19 protein-coding genes, 1 tRNA gene and 1 pseudogene are annotated in these 18,799 nt (G+C 39.0%); 7 read left to right on the plus strand and 14 right to left on the minus strand.

Going from position 1 to position 18,799, the window contains the following annotated elements; all coding sequences use genetic code 11:
• From A3860_RS30075 to A3860_RS30110, 8 genes are all read right to left on the minus strand, one after another.
• Nucleotides 1–286, minus strand: a 286-nt coding sequence (locus tag A3860_RS30075; RefSeq protein ID WP_216823539.1) for a hypothetical protein, incomplete at its 3' end; no start/stop codon positions are given.
• 152 nt (nt 287–438) lie between these two features.
• Nucleotides 439–1,077 carry a hypothetical protein gene (locus A3860_RS30080; RefSeq protein WP_216823540.1) on the minus strand — a complete coding sequence of 213 codons (639 nt, stop codon included), beginning with the start codon at nt 1,075–1,077 and terminating at the stop codon, nt 439–441.
• A gap of 192 nt (nt 1,078–1,269) precedes the next feature.
• The gene (locus tag A3860_RS30085; protein WP_081153684.1) at nt 1,270–2,517 is read right to left on the minus strand and encodes a hypothetical protein; all 1,248 of its coding nucleotides are present in this window, start codon (nt 2,515–2,517) and stop codon (nt 1,270–1,272) included.
• Between the two features lie 166 nt (nt 2,518–2,683).
• Complete coding sequence (locus tag A3860_RS30090) at nt 2,684–4,819, minus strand: copper-translocating P-type ATPase (RefSeq protein ID WP_081153686.1); 2,136 nt, start codon at nt 4,817–4,819, stop codon at nt 2,684–2,686.
• Nucleotides 4,820–4,915: 96 nt separating this feature from the next.
• Entirely contained in the window at nt 4,916–5,278 is a 363-nt protein-coding gene (locus A3860_RS30095; protein WP_081153688.1) for a heavy metal-binding domain-containing protein, read from the minus strand.
• Between the two features lie 35 nt (nt 5,279–5,313).
• Complete coding sequence (locus tag A3860_RS30100) at nt 5,314–5,682, minus strand: heavy-metal-associated domain-containing protein (protein ID WP_081153690.1); 369 nt, start codon at nt 5,680–5,682, stop codon at nt 5,314–5,316.
• A 107-nt stretch (nt 5,683–5,789) separates the two neighbouring features.
• Complete coding sequence (locus A3860_RS30105; protein ID WP_081153692.1) at nt 5,790–6,212, minus strand: HYC_CC_PP family protein; 423 nt, start codon at nt 6,210–6,212, stop codon at nt 5,790–5,792.
• Nucleotides 6,213–6,632: 420 nt separating this feature from the next.
• On the minus strand, nt 6,633–7,493 hold the full coding sequence (locus tag A3860_RS30110) for a HEPN domain-containing protein (protein WP_143774330.1): 861 nt from the start codon (nt 7,491–7,493) through the stop codon (nt 6,633–6,635).
• 433 nt (nt 7,494–7,926) lie between these two features.
• Between A3860_RS30110 and A3860_RS30115 the strand changes: the two genes are divergently transcribed.
• From A3860_RS30115 to A3860_RS30130, 4 genes are all read left to right on the plus strand, one after another.
• Nucleotides 7,927–9,201 (plus strand): hypothetical protein, encoded by a 1,275-nt coding sequence (locus tag A3860_RS30115; RefSeq protein WP_081153696.1) that lies wholly within the window; start codon nt 7,927–7,929, stop codon nt 9,199–9,201.
• Nucleotides 9,202–9,224: 23 nt separating this feature from the next.
• Entirely contained in the window at nt 9,225–10,136 is a 912-nt protein-coding gene (locus A3860_RS30120) for a HEPN domain-containing protein (protein WP_081153698.1), read from the plus strand.
• A gap of 69 nt (nt 10,137–10,205) precedes the next feature.
• Nucleotides 10,206–10,715: a hypothetical protein gene (locus A3860_RS30125; RefSeq protein WP_081153700.1), complete on the plus strand. Its 510-nt coding sequence runs from the start codon at nt 10,206–10,208 to the stop codon at nt 10,713–10,715.
• Nucleotides 10,712–11,386: a hypothetical protein gene (locus A3860_RS30130; protein WP_081153702.1), complete on the plus strand. Its 675-nt coding sequence runs from the start codon at nt 10,712–10,714 to the stop codon at nt 11,384–11,386. Before A3860_RS30125 ends, A3860_RS30130 begins: the two co-directional genes overlap by 4 nt.
• A gap of 70 nt (nt 11,387–11,456) precedes the next feature.
• On the opposite strand, the gene A3860_RS30135 is transcribed toward A3860_RS30130, so the two are convergent.
• A complete protein-coding gene (locus tag A3860_RS30135; protein ID WP_081153704.1) occupies nt 11,457–11,954 on the minus strand; it encodes a hypothetical protein in 498 nt (165 codons plus the stop codon).
• 209 nt (nt 11,955–12,163) lie between these two features.
• On the opposite strand from A3860_RS30135, the gene A3860_RS30140 reads away from it, so the two are divergent.
• From A3860_RS30140 to A3860_RS42375, 3 genes and pseudogenes are all read left to right on the plus strand, one after another.
• Nucleotides 12,164–12,871, plus strand: a complete 708-nt coding sequence (locus A3860_RS30140; protein WP_081153706.1) for a hypothetical protein — start codon at nt 12,164–12,166, stop codon at nt 12,869–12,871.
• A gap of 62 nt (nt 12,872–12,933) precedes the next feature.
• A complete protein-coding gene (locus A3860_RS30145; RefSeq protein WP_081153708.1) occupies nt 12,934–13,218 on the plus strand; it encodes a hypothetical protein in 285 nt (94 codons plus the stop codon).
• Nucleotides 13,215–14,048, plus strand: a pseudogene (locus A3860_RS42375) (recombinase family protein); the annotation flags it as partial. The gene A3860_RS30145 and the pseudogene A3860_RS42375, both read left to right, overlap by 4 nt.
• A 769-nt stretch (nt 14,049–14,817) precedes the next feature.
• Here A3860_RS42375 and A3860_RS30160 read toward each other — a convergent pair.
• The 5 genes from A3860_RS30160 to A3860_RS30180 form a co-directional block, all read right to left on the minus strand.
• Nucleotides 14,818–14,891, minus strand: a tRNA-Pro gene (locus A3860_RS30160).
• A gap of 168 nt (nt 14,892–15,059) precedes the next feature.
• Nucleotides 15,060–15,209, minus strand: a complete 150-nt coding sequence (locus A3860_RS41305) for a hypothetical protein (RefSeq protein ID WP_158085410.1) — start codon at nt 15,207–15,209, stop codon at nt 15,060–15,062.
• Nucleotides 15,210–16,143: 934 nt separating this feature from the next.
• The gene (locus A3860_RS30170; protein WP_081153714.1) at nt 16,144–17,142 is read right to left on the minus strand and encodes a hypothetical protein; all 999 of its coding nucleotides are present in this window, start codon (nt 17,140–17,142) and stop codon (nt 16,144–16,146) included.
• A gap of 149 nt (nt 17,143–17,291) precedes the next feature.
• Nucleotides 17,292–17,780: an RtcB family protein gene (locus A3860_RS30175; RefSeq protein ID WP_245843665.1), complete on the minus strand. Its 489-nt coding sequence runs from the start codon at nt 17,778–17,780 to the stop codon at nt 17,292–17,294.
• A gap of 17 nt (nt 17,781–17,797) precedes the next feature.
• Nucleotides 17,798–18,799: an NADP-dependent oxidoreductase gene (locus tag A3860_RS30180; RefSeq protein ID WP_081153716.1), complete on the minus strand. Its 1,002-nt coding sequence runs from the start codon at nt 18,797–18,799 to the stop codon at nt 17,798–17,800.

The following is an 18,799-nucleotide window of genomic DNA, read 5'->3' on the forward strand; positions in this document are numbered from 1 at the left end:
CAAGAAGTTTATCTAATTGTGAAAATTGGATCACATTTTCAGTGCAGCAATTATCATCACCTGTTGCCTTGCTTTTAGCTAATTCTTTATGGTGATGATGCGTTGTTGAGCCTTCATGGTGATGGGAAGTTGCTGTTGCCAAAGAAACGGGATCATCATCATGGTGATGTTTTGCGTTAAACCCCATATTCAAACCTACAGCGCAAGCAAAGCCTACCAGCGTATTTAAGCTAAATACTACTAGTAAAAAGATCGCTTTTAACTGTATTGTTCTATTTGTTTTCATTGCAACTAATGCAAAATTATGAATATCATCGATGCAAATATCCTGCCAGCACTAATTAGCCCAAAGCAAAGGTTTTCAATGATTTAAATAATTGTATAATTATGAAAAAAACTTATATAAATATCAGGTATTCAACTATTCAGTTGCGATGCTTAATGGCCGCCCATAACACCAGTAAGGTGTAGGATGGCAAACATCAGCACGGCCAGACAAATCAGCCCAATCAGCACATACAGTCCCCAGGGTTTTCTGGTTGTAGAAATGCACAAGGGGCCCGTCTTACGCTGTTCATTCTCCTTGTTCACGCCATACTGGGTTCGGCCCCACGGCTTATATACCGAAATTGCTGTAATAACAAGCAGCACGAGCAAGGCTGCGCCTGCATCTGCCACAAAATGAATGCGCAGACTGGGATAATCGGCAACCCGGAAAGTCGCCAACATGGCTGTGTTAGCTACATGGCTGACGAGCTGCATATGTACCAACAAAACAACAGTGGCTACAATGGTTAAAAAGAGCTTCACCACAATCCAATAATACCTGAAAAAGCCCCACGGGGTGCCTAATGATTCGACAAGCCCGGTCAACAGAGAAGCAAGGCAGAATGGGACTATGACGTACCATCCAACCAACTCCAGAGCAAGGTAGAGGGATTGAGCCATCTGTGCATTCTGACTGATCAGACCCGCAATGGAAATGGCCAGGAAGGCGGCAACTGCACCCAGCCAGCCAATCGAAAAAGTGATATGTGTGGTAAGAGTAAGCTTTCGAAAAAAGGGAGAGAAGGTCATATATTTTGAGTTTTTAATAAATCAGTCCCCGCCGGGTATCAAAAGGATTGCTGCCGGTTTCCATTACCAGGTATAATATAGCTACTCACAAATACTTTGGCATCCATGCGCTTCAGTTCCACCACAAAGTTAGCCTGGCGGCTACCCAACCTGTTATATAATTGAAGGAAAGATTTACATAATTTTCAGTTGTTAAGCTGATTTGGCTATTTTTTCCATAATATGATGGCTTTCGCCAAATTTGCATAGCGCATCGCAATGTTGTTGCAGATCAGAAAACAGAATGAATTTGATAGGGACATTATTTTGCCTGATGGCTGGCCTGGATAATTGTAGAACCACATCTTTTACCCGGTTGTCTGGCACTATTAAATAAAATACCTCATCGCCATCAGCAATGGTGTAGCTTAAATCAGACAGGCGAAGGATGCCTGAATAAATACTTGTGCTTTTTTCTACTTCAAAGGCTGCTATCACGTTATTGGTGCCTTTTTGAAACCATAATACATCAATAAGCTGTATGGTATTCAGAACTTCCCTATCACAGTTCATGGAAGGAAATGCGGGCAGACTGATAAAAGAAAAGCTTTGCCCGTTACAATTTTTGGAACGATCGTTGGAGGCGGCAATTACATCATAACCCAGCGCATGGCCGATCTTCAGTAAGTGATACTGCATCTGTGTATGTAAATTTTCCTGCTCTTTTTCGTCCTGCACTTCTTTATGCCGTTTTTCTATGGCCTTCTCCAACTTTTTTCTTTCATCTTCATTCAAATATTCATCAGTCCCTAAAATCAATTTTTGAGTTCCTATTTCAAACAATAATCCGGCAATAGCGCCTAAATCGCTTGACAATTCAGCACGATGCTGATTGTTGGAATCTATCATTACCTCACGTAATTTTAAATATTCGCTCCAACTACCAAGTTTCTTTTTGTCTTTGAACAAAAAGTTGAACCCGTTAATGATGGCGGTATTGAAAGGTGGGATAATGGTAGGATGCAGAAAGTAAAGAATACTGGCTACGGCAGGCCCAAGACCTTTAATTTTTAAACTGTCCAGCCGGATGATTTCTTTTATAATCTGTTCTTCGCCTTTTGCATTCAGGCAGTTTTCCAGGAATTGCCCAAAAGCCTGCTTATTGGCTTCATGCTCATAAATATCAGGAATACGGAGTTTGGGTTTCCAGTAAAAAGGATGGGCTGCTCCTTCAAATACCTGCTTTTGCTCTGTGATACAGGTAAGCACAAACTCCAGGGAGGAACCTTTGAAGTCGTTGGGGAACCGTTTACACCTGATATCATCTATTACCTGCATTACGCCCCGCCGTATGGAACGGAAGGCTTTTAGCCGTTCTTCGTTATTGATAAACCAGGTATTGTAGACCGATTCTTTATCAGTTTTATATTGTTGAATGATCGGGTAAAGGGGGGTGTTCATTTTTAATAGCTCTAATCAGTAGTTTACCGTACCAAAAAGAGTTTCAAAATACTGAGTTTCTTTCATATTTAAAAAAGCCAGGCAGGAGAACCTGCCCGGCAACACTTAAAATCTAAAATAATAATGGGTTAGAATTTTTTTGAAAAATTTATAGGGTGGCGTTTTTCTATTGGTTATTCACTTTTAACAGACTTGCATTTATGGCTACAATAACTGTACTCACACTCATCAGTACAGCGCCGGCAGCGGGACTTAATAAAATACCTATCTTATATAGGACACCTGCTGCCAATGGCAATGCGACAACATTATAACCTGTTGCCCACGCCAGGTTTTGTATCATCTTGCGATAGGTCGCTTTGCCGAACAGAACTAAATTCACGATATCTTTCGGATTGCTGTTTACTAAAACTATACCGGCTGTTTCAGCAGCTATATCAGAACCTGAACCTACCGCAATGCCAATATCTGCCTGCGCGAGTGCGGGAGCATCGTTGACTCCATCGCCTGTCATTGCCACATATTCGCCTTTGTCTTGTAACTCCTTTATTTTTTCTAATTTTTGATGTGGAAGCACTTCTGCATAAAACTGATCAATACCTAGTTTTTTACTTACACTTTCTGCAACCTGTTTATTATCTCCGGTCAGCAAAACACATTTGATATGATTATTGTGAAGCGTTTGAATGGCTTCAGCAGATTCAGGACGAATTGTATCCGATAAGGAAATATACCCCGACAACTTATTATTGATCAGAACAAAAACAATCGTTTCCGCAGCATCCGATTTGAAGTTATCAGGCGAAGCTATATTCTTTTCTTTCAGGTAACCTGGGCTAACAACCTTTACTTGTTTTCCTTCTACGGTTGCCTCTATGCCTTGTCCGGTAATCGCTTGAAAGTTTTTAGCATCAGGAACAGCAATGGAAAGCTCTTTTACTTTTTGCATAATACCGGTAGCAATAGGATGCTCAGAGTTTTGTTCCAAAGCAGAAGCAATGCGAAGCAAATCATTTTCATTGATACCACTATCCAACGTTACAATTTTGGATACTTCAAATTTTCCTACTGTCAGTGTTCCTGTCTTATCAAATACCAGCGTGGTTATTTTCCTTGCATTTTCAAAAGCCGTTCTGTTTTTAATAAGCAAGCCATTCTTAGCCGACAAAGCAGTTGACTTAGCAACGACTAAAGGCACCGCTAATCCTAATGCATGAGGACAGCAAATTACGATCACAGTTACCATTCTTTCAATGGCAAAAGCCAAATCCTTACCGGAAAGATACCAAATTAGGAAAGTAGCAACACCTGCCATGATAGCAATAATAGTAAGCCACCTGGCAGCATTATCAGCCAATAATTGTGTTTTTGACTTTGATTGTTGCGCATCCTGAACCAATTTAATTACCTGAGACAGAAAAGAATCTTTCGCAGCATGCGAAACAGTTACTTTAAGGGAACCATTGCCATTAATAGCACCCGCAATTACTTTATCACCCTTCTTCTTTTCGACAGGTTTTGATTCTCCTGTTAACAAACTTTCATTCAAATAACTTTCACCTTCAGTTATAGTTCCGTCCGCAGCAATTTTTTCACCGGGTTTTATAAGAATAATATCATTTTCCTTTAAAGTTTCTGTTTTTACATCCATAATTTGATCACCACGAACAAGGTGGGCGTCATCCGGCATTAACTGCACGAGTAGTTCTAATTCCTTCGATGCGCCGGCTATTGACTTCATTTCAATCCAATGCCCTAACAGCATAATCAGGATAAGTGTGGTCAGTTCCCAAAAGAAGTCCATCCCTTTTAAACCGAAAACAGTAGCTACGCTATATACGTAGGCTACGGTAATAGCAAAGCCAATCAGCGTCATCATACCGGGATTTCTGCTTTTCATTTCAGCCAGCCAGCCTGTTAAAAATGGCCATCCACCATAAAAAAAAACTATCGAGGACAATGCTAATAAAACATCCCTGGAACCAGTAAAACTGATGTGTATGTTTAACCAATGCTGAATCATTTCGGATAAAAGCATAATGGGGATCGTAAGCACCAGTACTACGTAAAACCTTTTTTTAAAGTCATCAATCATCATAGCATGATGATCATGCCCCTCCGCCGACTTTTTAATCGGCACCAGCTTCATGCCACAGATAGGACAATTGCCAGGCCCACCCTGGATGACCTGGGGATGCATAGGACAGGTGTATTTCTGGGTGTGATCATGTGTCATAACAAGAGTACTGCTATGATCTGTATTTCTGGAACTATCATGAGAATGATGCTGTTCATTTTTCATAATAAAGTAGTTTTCTGATGAATGCCACCCCAAAAAAGCTTTGCATTTTCATGTTCCCCATCATGGGGTGGCATTGACTGCGTGCATTATTTTAGATTATCTTCTTACTGCTGTAGAATCCTTTTTCATTTTCATTTTTTTATTGGGCGATTTTTTCTTTTCTACCAAATCCATCCCGCATTTTGGACATTTACCAGGTTTATCGCTTGTTACATCCGAATGCATGGGACAGGTATACATTTTCATGACTTCCATTTTCATTTGCTCTTTTTTTGATAATGCCAGATCCATTCCACACTTGGGGCACTTGCCTGGGGTAGCACTTTTAACATCCGGGTGCATGGGGCAGGTATAAACGGCATGATGTTGTGCCGTATCCTTTTTGCCGGCTTTCTCCTGTGCAAAAATAGTAAGTGAGGTGATAAAAAAAGCTACGGTTAAAACGAACATTCTTTTCATAATTGTTTGTATTTTTTTAAAAGTGAGTATTGGGCCTAACTTATTCTTGGGTAACGGCAGCAGTCAGGAAGTAATGCATAATCATTCTTTGTTGCATTAAACTTTTCGGTATCATGTCCGGCATCGGCTATTAATTGCTGTATTTTATCCGGTTTGATTTTAAGTCCGTCATACTTAACAAGAAGTGTTTTGGAGTCTACATCCCAGTTGGCAAACCACATGCCTGGTAAATTTTTAATGGCATTTTCAATCCGGTGTTTGCACATTTCACACACACCGTTTACTTTTAATGTTTTAGTGATTGCAAATGGCCCATCCAGTTTATAGTTGTAGTTCTGTGCTTTTGCAAAGGATGTGATTGTTAATGCAATGACAATAACAAACAATCTTTTAAGCGTTTTCATACATTTAAAATTTAATTGTCCCAAAAGGGAAAAATAAGTGCTGTCAGAAAGTTGTGTAAATACTTTAAACCCAACAGATTGTTCGGCTATATAAAGAGTGGAATAAATCAAATACGGAAAACGCAATTACGAACGAAAAGTGGGGCGTACCCAGTTCGTGGGGGGGCATGGGTAACTGGATATTTTTCAGTTATTGAAGAAACGTATTCAAAGGAATAATCCGAAATGGTGTAGATTATTGCGTTAGCAGAAGTTGGGGAAAGGAAAATAGACGCTTCGGTAAGTTTCTGGTCATTTTCCAGCTTTATCTGCTTTTGGGTGTCTTTGCAGCAACCTTTGCCATCTTTAACACAATGTTTATTAGGAGTAGATTTGCTCATGCCGCAATTAGGGCATGATTTTTTAGCAGCTTTTTCATTTCCCAAACCCCAGGCAACCAATTTATCCATGCAATAATGCAGGTGCACCGTAGCTCCAATGGAACTGGTAAGATAAACGAGTGCTAATATGGTTACCAAAAACTTTTTCATTATTTTCTACATAAAAGTAGATACTATTCCTTCGATATCAAAAATAAGCAATGTTAATTCCACTAATGGTCAGCAGTCTGACAACCCCAGTTGAGCATACCTATTTGCAACACTCTTTTTTTCGAACAAATATAGATTTCAACAATTTAAAGAAAAGCCGACCTATGGTTGTTACAACAGACATTTTATGGGAATAATGATACAAAAGTATATATTATGCTAGAAAATAAATTTATATAATTCCTGAAATCTTTTATATAATTACCGATACTGATATCCCACTGCTGCTTTTACTATCTTTCCTGTTTTACACTTGCATTTCAATCTTACTTAAACTTATCCAACAGTACGCCTACAGTGGCAACGCCAAACGTTTTATGGGTCCCGTCATTTCTATGGCCCCTAATAGGAGCATCAGAGTCAGGCAATAGACGCAATTTTATTTTTGCATACCCTTTCGATAATATCCTGTAACTTTTTTACTTTTTCAATCAAAGTAGTTAATTCTTCTTCGGTTATAATGTATTTGTCGTTATACCTGGCATCAACGTAAGCCTTCTTCAGTAGAGTAAATAAGTGGATTTCGTTTTTTGAATTATTCGGAAACACTGTCGATAATTCAGGGGAAAACTCCCTGCTCATTTTTAACAGCTTGCCTAAATTGTGGGTCTTTGGTTTATAACCTGTAAATACTAACATGATAGTATTGTAGAACCTTTCTGCTGATTGATGTAAAAGGAAAACAGCATCATTTAAGGCTTTTTTCTTCTTGCTGGCACTTTCTGCAAATTCTAATAAATTTTCCCCACTATTAAAATATTTATCAAAATCGCGTTCTGCGATTATTCTTCTTTCTGTGACTGATAATTCCCTTTGTTCAGCAAGATCAACACTTCCAGCATCATACAGTAAAATACCTTCTTTCTTTATGTCAGTAAAGAAAAATTGCCCTTCTTCAATCTGCCGGTTAACATAATCAATTCCATGTACGATTATGTTTATGGGTATTGAGGTTAAAGGTTGGGATTTCGTTTCCGACAGCTCCTGTATTTGATGCTCTGGGCGGGTGTCTCCTTTGCGGGTTACTACTAACATATCATAGTCACTCACATATTCATAGGTTACATGCCCTTCGATGTGCCGATCTTCCTGCCACTTACCAGTAGCGTAGCTTCCAAACAGTATAATTTTTTCAGGCATTACCAGTTGGACAACACTTTCGGTTATTGCCTTTATCTCCTTTTGTTTATCTTCTGGTAAATGCTTCAACGATGACTTCACAGAAAATTTTTTTTATGCAAAATAGTTTTTTTTATCTTTAGAGAACATATTGCTATGAACCAGCGGTTTTAACGCCCTAATAACTTATAGCAATATGGACGTTAAACTTACAAAAAACCTAAGAACTCAATATTGGAAGTTCCTGGTTTACACCTGCCAATCTTCCCACCACATCCGGGAAAGGCTGGTTAATTTATCATCTACGCCGAAAATACGGCATTCCCTCTTATTATCACGATTTCAGCTTCAATTTAGAAGTTTTTTTTATTTGTTGGTTTTAGCCAAAGACCAATCAAAGAATACAGAGACAGGACCACCGGTTAGGAACATATGAACGAAGCATGGAAAATTCACTTTTCCGGCTTCGTTTTTTTCTGCCCGGTAAGGTTTAATCCTCTGTAACAGCAATTAATAGTTGCTCAAAACTTATTCTATGCCTGCAAATAAAAAAACACAACAAGAGCGTTTTAAATTACTTAGAAACGCAGTTGACCCTTTTGTTCTTTACCTGGAAGATGAACCATATATATTGACTGAAGAAGGTTTAAAAGGTCAGGTTGATACCAGTATTCAGAAAAAACGAAACTGGGATTATCCCACAATAAAGTTTATTTCCCTTCAGGGCCAGATTTTAAAACTTCGAATTTCAAATCGGGAAGTATCCTACGAATTGACTGTAAAAATTGAACCAGATAAGCTGCATATTTCATGTTCTTGTGGCTGCCAGGCTCAAACATTATGCAACCACGCCTATCAAACCCTAAAAAAATTAATTGCATTTGAGCGAACTGATTATTTTAAAAGGTATGCGCCCAAAGGTTTAATTGAAATTGCATTAACCAACAAAAAGCATTTTAAGATTGAACCCAACGAAACTGGATTGTATATAAAACCAAGTGCTGCATTAGGAAACATTTACAAAATAGCAGACAAAATGGGTGGTGTCGATCTGAATGGGGTATTGAATTTGCCACAACAGCCAGCCCAACAGGAAACGATAAGGGTTACTGATCTCACTTACATCATTCTTTATTCCTCCAGGGATAGCCACTTTCCATTTTTGTTGCCTTGTTTAGGGATACTTAATAAAGCAGGAACGGATATAAAAGGATTTTACAATTTCATTCTTGATACACTAAACGAGTACGATGCTGTTTTAACAAATGATCAAAAGGAATTAAATGGCTTATGCTATGAAATGCGGCAGGAAATTAAAAACGGAAGTGGCTCAATAATAGACTGCGATCCAGAACAAACCAGTTGCGCCGTTAACATTTTTAACCTGTGGAATAAAGCATTACCCATACTGCACCAACAGTCATTTATTTACCGGTATAACTTTTATTATAAGATTCAATTAACAGGTAGGCCAGAAAAAGGCAGACTACAGCGCATCAGCCTTTCAAGAGAAAAACCACTCCTGCACTTCCAGCTTAATGATAAAGGCGCTTTTTATCAGTTAGAAATGAATGTTTCTATTAAAGGGAAAAATCTTAAACATTTCGATACAGTTTCCACATTCTTCATTTGCAATGATAAAAATCTATACCTGCTATCGTCTTTAAAAGATGTAGGTATTACGCAGTGGATGCGCCGGTGCCATAACCGCATTACTGTTTTTAAAGAGCATTTCACGGAATTTAAGAAGGAATACTTAGACCCGCTTTGTAACCATTACCCGCTTAAAATTACCAATTCACAAAAATAAATAACCTTAAAAAACACTCTCATATGCATATCAACGGCCCCGGTAACAGGATAGAGTTTCACACCAATATTTTTTTAAATGAAGATGGTCATGCTAAGGATATAAGCAATTGGAAGGAGCGGTTACTCGCTATCATTCAGCATGTGCCTGACAAAGCAGATACTCTAAAGCCTATAATTCAATTTTTGGTAATGACTATTGCTCCTGCCAGGATCTATATGTTGGATCATAAAAATATTGTTAACCAACCAGCGCCCACTCACATTGATTTATTGCTGGTAATTCCCAACAAAAACAATATTCCATTTACAGAACTTGAACCTGTAATAGAAATACCCTACCTGAAAGAAAGCCGGGTTGCCTGTTCTCTGCATAATGAAGGTGTAGTACTGGAGGCTTTAAGAAATGGGCATATTTTCTATGCTTTACATTTTACTGCCGAAAACCTTATTTACGATAATACAACGATTAGTTATCCGGCGCTTTCAACCGAGGCAGTAAAGGAAATGAAGCAGCGGGCAAGAGAAAAATTCCTTCAGCATTTTGAAAGAGCAGAAGACTTTTACACCAGTGCTGAATTTTTATATCAAAAAAGGCCCGGTAAAATAATAGCTTTTTTATTACACCAGGCCGCAGAATTTAGTTACCGGGGTATTTTATTAAGCCTTAACGGATATGATAAACGTACACATGAGATACACTCTCTTAAAAAACATTCCCGGCGTTGCGCCCCCCAATTGAACACTATATTTTCCGGTGATGCGGAAGAAGAAAAAAGATTGACTGAACTGCTGAATAATGCTTATTTGGAATCCAGGTATGACAGTAACTATGAAGTAAATGAAAACGACCTAAATATAATTTTTGAGAAGGTAAAGGCCTTGCAGAACACTTGTAAAGAGCTTGTAGAAATAAAAACTAACCTGGACGCCTGAAAATGATAAAGATCAGCATCAAATTTACCCGATACAATGAAAAGACACTACAAATACAACCTACAACCGATGAAACTAATTACTGTTATCAGCGAGATTTTTTGCCCTGCATTTTCCCAACAGTGCATTCAGATACAAAATCTGCAACAGACTTTACAGATTTTGACTGAACATAAGAATGAAATAGCTGCCAAAGAAAGGATGCTTAGAAATGAATTGCAATTTATCTATTCCATTCTTATACACCGCAGTGGATGCCTGTTCCGGTTATTTCCAATGGTGCAGCAGGAATCGCTGCTACTGGCAGTTGCTCATAATATCAATCAGGTAAACTTTTTCCTGTACATACCCAACCAGCAGTCAAATGAGATCGCCCAGGCTTATACCAATGTAAAGGATAATACCCTTGTTATTCATGAATTGTATGTAAGCCCGTCCCACAGCAACCCGCAAATCTATAGTTTCTTACTGCATCAGATAAAATCGGAGGCAAAAACGCTAGGCTTATCTGTGATCTATGCTTATCAGCCGGATGCCGTCAAACCATTAACTACCCAACCATCAATGAATCCTTTATGAAACTCGTTCCTATAATATTGTTGCATTTTATCTTCATCAGTCAATGCTGTGTTGCTCAACCAGTTTCCTGGTTTGCAGGTGCTGGGGTTGGAATGACCCAATTGCATTCTAATCGATTTTCCGGCAATCAACTAAACCATAGCGGTAAGATGGCTATTGTTATGGGAGGCGTTGATCTGCACTTGCAGGAAAATTTACGATCAAGAATAAGAGCAACCCTTTCTATTTATAAAGCCCTATTCCGCACATCCCAAATCACAGACTTTTATGGGCAGGGTATCCTTGACACCTATACCATTCATATGAACAGTATAACCCCGGAGATATCATTTCTATATAATATAGTAAACAAGAAATTGAAAATATACATGGGAGCGGGTATAGACCTTAATTTTTGTTGGAGTGACGGTAGAATTTACAGGTCAGAGAATTTAACTACCGGCCAAATCTACCGTTTTAGGGAGCCTCCTGTAGAATTAATATCCGAATGGCCTTCTTATAATGTAAAAGCAGGAATAATGCTAGGTCACTGGGAGTTAGGAGCTACAGGTTATATCAGGGGGATAGTTGCTTCAGGGAACTATGAAATCCTGAATGGAGATCTCTATTTCATTTGGCTTGGATTTCATTTTAGTAAAAAAGCATTAATAAAACCAACACTGCAAAAGTGAAAATGCCTGTTATTTCAGCCACTACCGGCGCTGCAAAAGAGAGCCTATAAAAGCCATCTTCCGACATGAACTATAACATTATTTTCTCATATTCCGGTCGTAAATGACCTTTTACATCCATCCATTGTGGTAATACATAATAATAGCCCCTAACACCTTTGATCTTTTGTTGGAATATCCGGCCATATTTTACCGCATTACTTAAAAAAGCAGAAAAGTATTGCATTTTATTTGGGTGCTCGGCTAATGCTGGTTCTCGCTTTTCTAAGAGGCTTATTAATTCCGGGGAACGCAATGGCCGGTTTTCCTGCTGTAAGGTGAAAACAATTTTACTGATCCAACTGGAAGTGCTAGAATAACCATCACTGTTTCGCTGATCATACAGTTGTTTTTCCAGTTCTTGTACTTTACGGCGCAGTAATTCATTCTCAGCAACCGTTTCTTTCAGTAAATCGTATAGCTGGGCAATCGTTTTTTGTTGTTCCTGGATTGTTTGTTGCGTTTTTTCAAGGAAATCCGGTCTTATTTTCTCGGTGTTATGGGTTTTTAGGGGTGTTTGATTACTCATTTGTAATGATTTTAATAAAGGATAATGTTTTTTTAAATCGTAATCTTAATGAACTCTAATTAGAATCTAATCGGCCTCTTACACAAGTCTGGTAAATTCTAATGTGTTTCTAATTGTATTCTGTATTGATTTAATTGCATACAAAGTTAAAAATTTATTCTGAAGTTACTTTATTTTGCATTTTAAAATAACATTTCTATATTTATGCTATGGAAACCATCAAAAAGCCTAAAAAGATCACCATCAAATTTTTCTTGAACCGGTTATTAGAGCCTGTTACACATGACCAAAAGCAATCGTATTATCCTTTATATATCCAGGTTAGCTATAATCGTAAAAACATGCAGTTCAAAAGCATGTATGGGGAGTATTATAAGGATTTAAAGGATGTGCAGCCCGGATTAATGGATTTTGAGGAGCGGGTTATCCGTAAGATCATTACCCATGAAGCTGGTCAAACGCTAAACGATTATGAACTAAAAGGGTTAAAACGAAAATTCGAGGTGTATTCAAGGTCTGTTCTATATGCGCTGGAACTGTATTTAAAACCGAAACTCAGAACGGCTATTATGAAAACCAACGATGAATTAACAACAGTGCTTGCATTTGATACGGTTCATGCTACGGTAGCCCGTTTGTATAAAGCCGCCCAATTATTATTTAAGGATTTTGATGGCTATTTGTCCTCAAAGCTATCGGATGAATTGACCGCTTTGTGGAATTATCAGAAACTTTATCCAGAGCCCAATTTCGATTATACTTTCCCCACCATTATTGATTGGGTGGATGGCAGTTACCGGGTAGAACTGGAAAAGAAGCTAAAAGCCATCTATAAGAGCAAACCGGAAGTGGTAAAAAAAGTATTGGCGCTGATCGAGCAAGCGGTTGGAGAGAACCTGAAACAGTTGGGTACATAATTTTGCCCGATGAATTATTATAAGCATTCATTCAATATAACAACCATACAAACCAGTTTTCTATGAATTCAAAAATCCCCCAACCAAACACCGTCAAAGACTGCATTGCACTAGCTGAGTCTTTGAATCCGAAAAAACAACCATTAACCATTGAAAAACTAAAAACATTCCCTGGCTGTGAGCAGTACAGTGATGAAGAAGCCACCCAAATCATACAAACTTTTGAACAACTTACTGTTATAATATTTGAAGCTATGACACATTGTAACTCTGATGTACCAGTTATATCGTTACAAGATAAAATATCAGATAAACAAACCTTAAACCATTTAAATAAAGCAGCATGAAAACTAATTTTGATCTTTTTCACCAGTGGTCAAAAAGAACACCGGTAAAATATGTAAAGACTTCTGATGAAAAAGTAGCTGTAGTATATACTCGTGTATCCTCCAAAGAGCAATATGATACCAACCTCAGTTTAGACTGGCAAAAGAAGGCCATTGATGAATTTGCAATTAGGGCCACTATTAAAACAGCCGCTTATTTTGGAGGCACCTATGAAAGTGCCAAAACAGATGGCCGCAAGGAATTTTTGCGAATGCTTGATTACATTAAAAAGAACAAAGAAAAAGTTACCCATGTATTAGTATACCTGCTCGACAGGTTTAGCCGCTCAGGGGATGGAGCCATGCGACTGTCTAAAGAGCTACGCGAAAAATATGGGGTTACCATTATTGCAGTTACCCAACCTATTGACACCAGCAATCCGGGCGGTGTATTTCAGCAAAATCTGCAATTTCTATTCAGTCAATATGATAATGAACTACGAAGGCAGCGGGCTATGGCAGGTATTAAGGAACACTTGGAACAGGGAATATGGTGTAAAAGACCACCAATGGGGTATTCTGTTATTAAGGAAGGTAAGGAACGCAGGATTGTAGTCAATGAAACAGGTAAAAAATTACGCAAGGCTTTTGAATGGAAGGCACAAGGGATAAAAAATGATCAAATCCTGCAAAGGCTGCAAGCAATGGGCGTAGAAATCTATAAGCAGAAACTCAGCATGATGTTTTCAAACCCATTCTATTGTGGCGTAATAGCTGATAAAATGCTCAATGGAAAACTGGCTGAAGGTACCCATGAAAAGTTGATCTCCCCGGAAGTATTTTTACAAATACACCAGGTACGGGCTGCTGCAAAGGGGAAATATGGAGTAACCCATAAAAAGGAAAATGAGCAGTATCCCTTAAAGCTATTTATGAAATGTGAAAATTGTGGTATTGGCTATACAGGGTATGTAGTGAAGAAAAAGTATAAGTCGGGTAAAGTAGGCAAGTTTCATTATTATAAATGCCGTTCAAAGGGCTGCAATTGTAATAAGAATACCGAAGAGGTCAATAAGGATTTTGTGGGCTTTTTAAAAGACTACACCCTTCTGGAGCATTTACTGCCCCCATTGCTGTATCACATGAACCATGTATTTGATAAGCACTATGAATCGGCTGCTAAGCAACAAAAATTGTGCAAAGACAATCTGGCAGATATAGAGAAAAAAATCTCAGCATTGGAAGATGACTTTTACCTGGACAAGAAAGTACCGGAGGACACCTATTTTCGGTTAAGGTCAAAGCTAGGGGATCAAAGAACAAAAATACAGGAAGAAATCTCCAACCTGGACATAGAAAATTCGAACCTGAAAACATACTTCGAGTGGGGGATGACGATATCCACCAAACTCGCTACCAGTTGGCATTCCAGCGATGTTCCTACGAAAGAAAAACTTCAAAAATTGATATTCCCTGAAGGAGTAACCTATAATCGCGAAAAAGAGCAGTTTCTAACTAGTAAGATAAATTTTGTGTTTGCGCCAATAGCAGCACTGAACAGCATTACAGGCGGGGATAAAGAAAAACAGGACGGCATAAATGCCGTCCTGTCCAATTGGGTCGGGCAGACAGGATTCGAACCTGCGACCTCGTCGTCCCGAACGACGCACGCTACCGGGCTGCGCTACTGCCCGAAATTTTTAGCCTCATCAGGTAGCCCGCTTGCCCGGGGTCCCGACCTTCGTCGGGATCTGGAAAATCAATTGCTCCTTCGTCGCAATGATTTTCTCAGAGCTGCGCTACTGCCCGAAATTCTCATTTTCGGGTTGCAAATATACCTAAAATCTATATTACTCAACAAATTACGGTTTTTTCAGCTCTTTTAAGGCAAGCAAATACAGTAATCTGGCTACAAATCCGAAGGGGAAAGTCATGTTGAAGCTCATCTTAGGGAATTTGAGATCAGTAACGCAGCGGATGCGTTTGCCAAAAGCAGCATCAAGGAAATCCATGTATCTGATGAGTTTAAAAGCCGATACGCGGAAATAAAGGTTGATACCGGCTCTAACAACTATATGCCTGGTCGGAAAAAATGGCCATATAATTGACTTTGGGGATGATGGTGTTTTTTTAGGGCGGTTTGAAGAGGATGACCTTTACCTTCACAAAAAAAGGCAGCAATTATTGGCTGAATAAACCGGTTGCTGTAATTAACCTGGCTAAATAATGGTACCAATATGGTAGGGGGATGGCCTGGGTACTGTACCCGGTCCCTACAGAGATCCTACAGGAACTCTACTCCTGCATGAACATCGCCGGCCTGCCCATTTACACAGAATACCCTGGTTTTAAACACAACATTTGGAGCAAAGCTTATAATGAGCCGGGATTGTTTGAGTGGCTTTTTGAGCAGAGGAGGCGGGCTTACAAAAATGCGAAAGACAATAATTTATGACGTAATAATTTCGTTTTATAGACCTTTTACCTTAAAAAACAATGTCAGATTCTAAATCACCAATACCACCGTCAACACGTATCGGGGATCACATGCCTCTCCGCGTTCGATTAACCAGTTTAATCCCCTTTGTGATCATTTTGCTCAAGCTGTTCCGTGTACGGCCTGTAGCAGGCTGGTCATGGAAATGGGTACTGTCTCCGTTTTGGATCATCGCTATCGCAGGAGTTGTTTACATGTTGGGGATGGCGGCTATCTTTTATTTCGCCTCGCGGACGAAAAAGTAATTGCATATGAAAATAAACGGGTTCCCGGGAAGAAATCGAACATATTTCAAGAGGAGAAGCAAAAGACATTGGCTTTAATATTTTTATTATTGTTCTTGCGGTATTCATTGCGTGGGGCAGACAAAAGAAAGCGCCGCTAACATCTAAAGAAATTTAACAAGCATTGAATCCGTGTGATTCGACGAAAGTCGGGGGGGGCATGTTTCAAACCTCATCCAACCAAATATATCGGCCGTCCACTTTTTTTAATACATATTCAGCCCAAAAATGTTGATTCTCCATTGTTCGGGATGAATTCAAAAACCGATAGTCATTCCAATCCGAAATGCTTATTAAATCCGTGATCACATCCTCTGCATAGTGATAACTCCATTCGCTAAACCGAGGTTGCGGAAAGGTCCAGCGGTAGAATTTGCCGGGCGTTGAATTGTAGAAAAACCAGACAAGACGATGGCCTTTTGCGATATGCTTAGCCATTGCGACCACCAAAAAATACATTTTGCTGTCCGGAAATACCAGGGTATAGTCTTCACCGTATAGGGATAAAAATTCCGAGAAGTCTTCAAAGAACTGTATTCGCATTCTTTTGAGAAAGGGATGTACAACACTGGCGTTCATGTATTGTGTGAATGCTCGATTCACCTTTATCTTTTGCTCGATCTTTAAATAACTTACTATCCATGGAAGTTCAGAAAACTCCTCCGTTTCGATATCTCGCATTGGTTCATCGGTGACTGGCATATTCAAAGAACGAACTTTTTCAAATCCCCCCATATTCCAACGGTCAGGATGGTCGTCATATCGGTTCAAAAACGCTTTTGCCGCCTCCTCGGGCATATTTTCGCCAAAAAACAGTAATTCATTTAAAATAAACCATTCTTCCTCGTAATAAACACCGAAGAATTTTATTGCGTAAGCAGTGTAAAGTCCTTCCTGAATACACTCTTCCGTAGTCTTCATCTGGTAGGACCTTTCATCTACAAATTTCTGCAACTTTTCTAAGTCAACACCCGTAGAAGAACAACCTTCAGTAGTAAGCATGTATCTGTATGCCTCGAAGTCGATTGAATTCAATGAAACGTAGGTATATGCGAAAAATTTCGTTTGATCCGGGTTAATCTTTCCGCCATAGTAGCCTTGCAGTTGCTGCCGATCAACTCGTCGTTCAAGAATAAAAAAAATCTCGGGGCTGTAAGTTAGCATCGAATAAGTTTCAATTATGTGAGTGATCAATACAACCTCTCGTGGTAAGTATTGATCCCTATAGATAAGATTAAGGTGCTTTCAACATTCTCCGGATCTTCATGCGCGTATTGCGCTCAAAAACTGAATATATTATTTATATCAAATCACTAATCTATTCTTTCAATCCCTCCGCCACATTTTTGAATAGTGGTATGATTAAGTTTTGTCCAGTCTCTTACTATTTGTAATGCCTCCCAGTATGATTTACCTTCATTTGTATCATAAGGTATCCAGGCATTTTTAGGAAGCGTTTGTGGCGAGATATCTTTTCTAAACATTTCAGCTACTTTCATTCCATGTGTATAAAGGTTTGCTCCAAAACCACGGCTCCCATGATGGGTTACCATCATCGTTTCGCCGGTTTGTTTTGAGATACCTACGAATAAAAAGTGGTTGCCGTCGCCTTGTGTTCCTAAATGAGATTTTGCCAAATTTAAACTCGCTTGATTGTTAAAGAATTTGTTTGCTACAATTCGCTCTTCCAGGTCTTTTGGCAGTTCTGAAAACTCCAGCCGCCCACCGCCACCAAAATGCGTAACGGAATGCGCTTTATCTAAAACTTCTTTAGGAGATATGTTGCCAAAATTAGTCATCATTACAGAACAACGTATTTTTATTTTATTTTGATAACAACTTTACCTTTTGCACGCCCCGTTTCTACATAGGCCATGGCTTCATTGGTTTGTTCAAATGGAAATATCCTGTCGACAACTGGTTTTATGACACCAGCATCAATAAGTGAAGTTATTTGGCTTAATTGATTTCCCTGTGCCTTCATAAAAAGAAATGAAAAGCTTACATGAAGACGTTTTGCTTTTTTTCTCACTCCGGCGCTCAAAAGGCGCATTATTAATTTTACGAACCAGGGTGCGCTGATTTCTTCCGCAAAATCGGGATCAGGTGGACCAGAAATAGAAATAAGTTTGCCACCAGGCTTTAATATTCGAAGGGATTTTTCAAGTGTCTTTGCATCCTGACTATTTAACACTACATCGTATTCTTTAAGTATTGTTTCAAAATCATCCTTCCTGTAATCAATTACAATATCAGCACCGAGACTTTTTACTAAATCAATATTAGCCGCACTTGTTGTTGTAGCTACAATAGCACCCAAATGTTTCGCTAACTGAATGGCAAATGTGCCCACGCCACCCGAGCCTGCCTGAATGAAAACTTTTTGCCCTTTCTTCAGATTCGCTTTTTCAATGAGTGCCTGCCATGCAGTTAAGCCAACCAACGGAATAGAAGCTGCTTCTTCCATAGAAAGATTTTTAGGTTTTAGAGCAATATCATTTTCATTAATTGCAATTTGTTCAGCAAAAGTGCCAATTCTATGGTCTGCCGGTCTTGCATATACCTCGTCACCAGGTTTGAATTGCTTTACACCTGAACCTACTTTAACTACAACTCCTGCTACGTCATGCCCCAAAGTAAAAGGTGGTTTATAAGGAAAAATTAACTTAAACTCACCGTTTCTTAATTTGGAATCCAGGAGGTTTACGCCGGTAGCATGAACCTGAACCAATACTTCATTTTGACCTAAACCAGGTGTTGCTACATTGGTAAGTTGTAACATTTCTTTTTTGCCGTAGCGTTTCAATACAAATGCTTTCAT

The organism is Niastella vici (genome assembly GCF_002077945.1).
Taxonomy (GTDB): domain Bacteria; phylum Bacteroidota; class Bacteroidia; order Chitinophagales; family Chitinophagaceae; genus Niastella; species Niastella vici.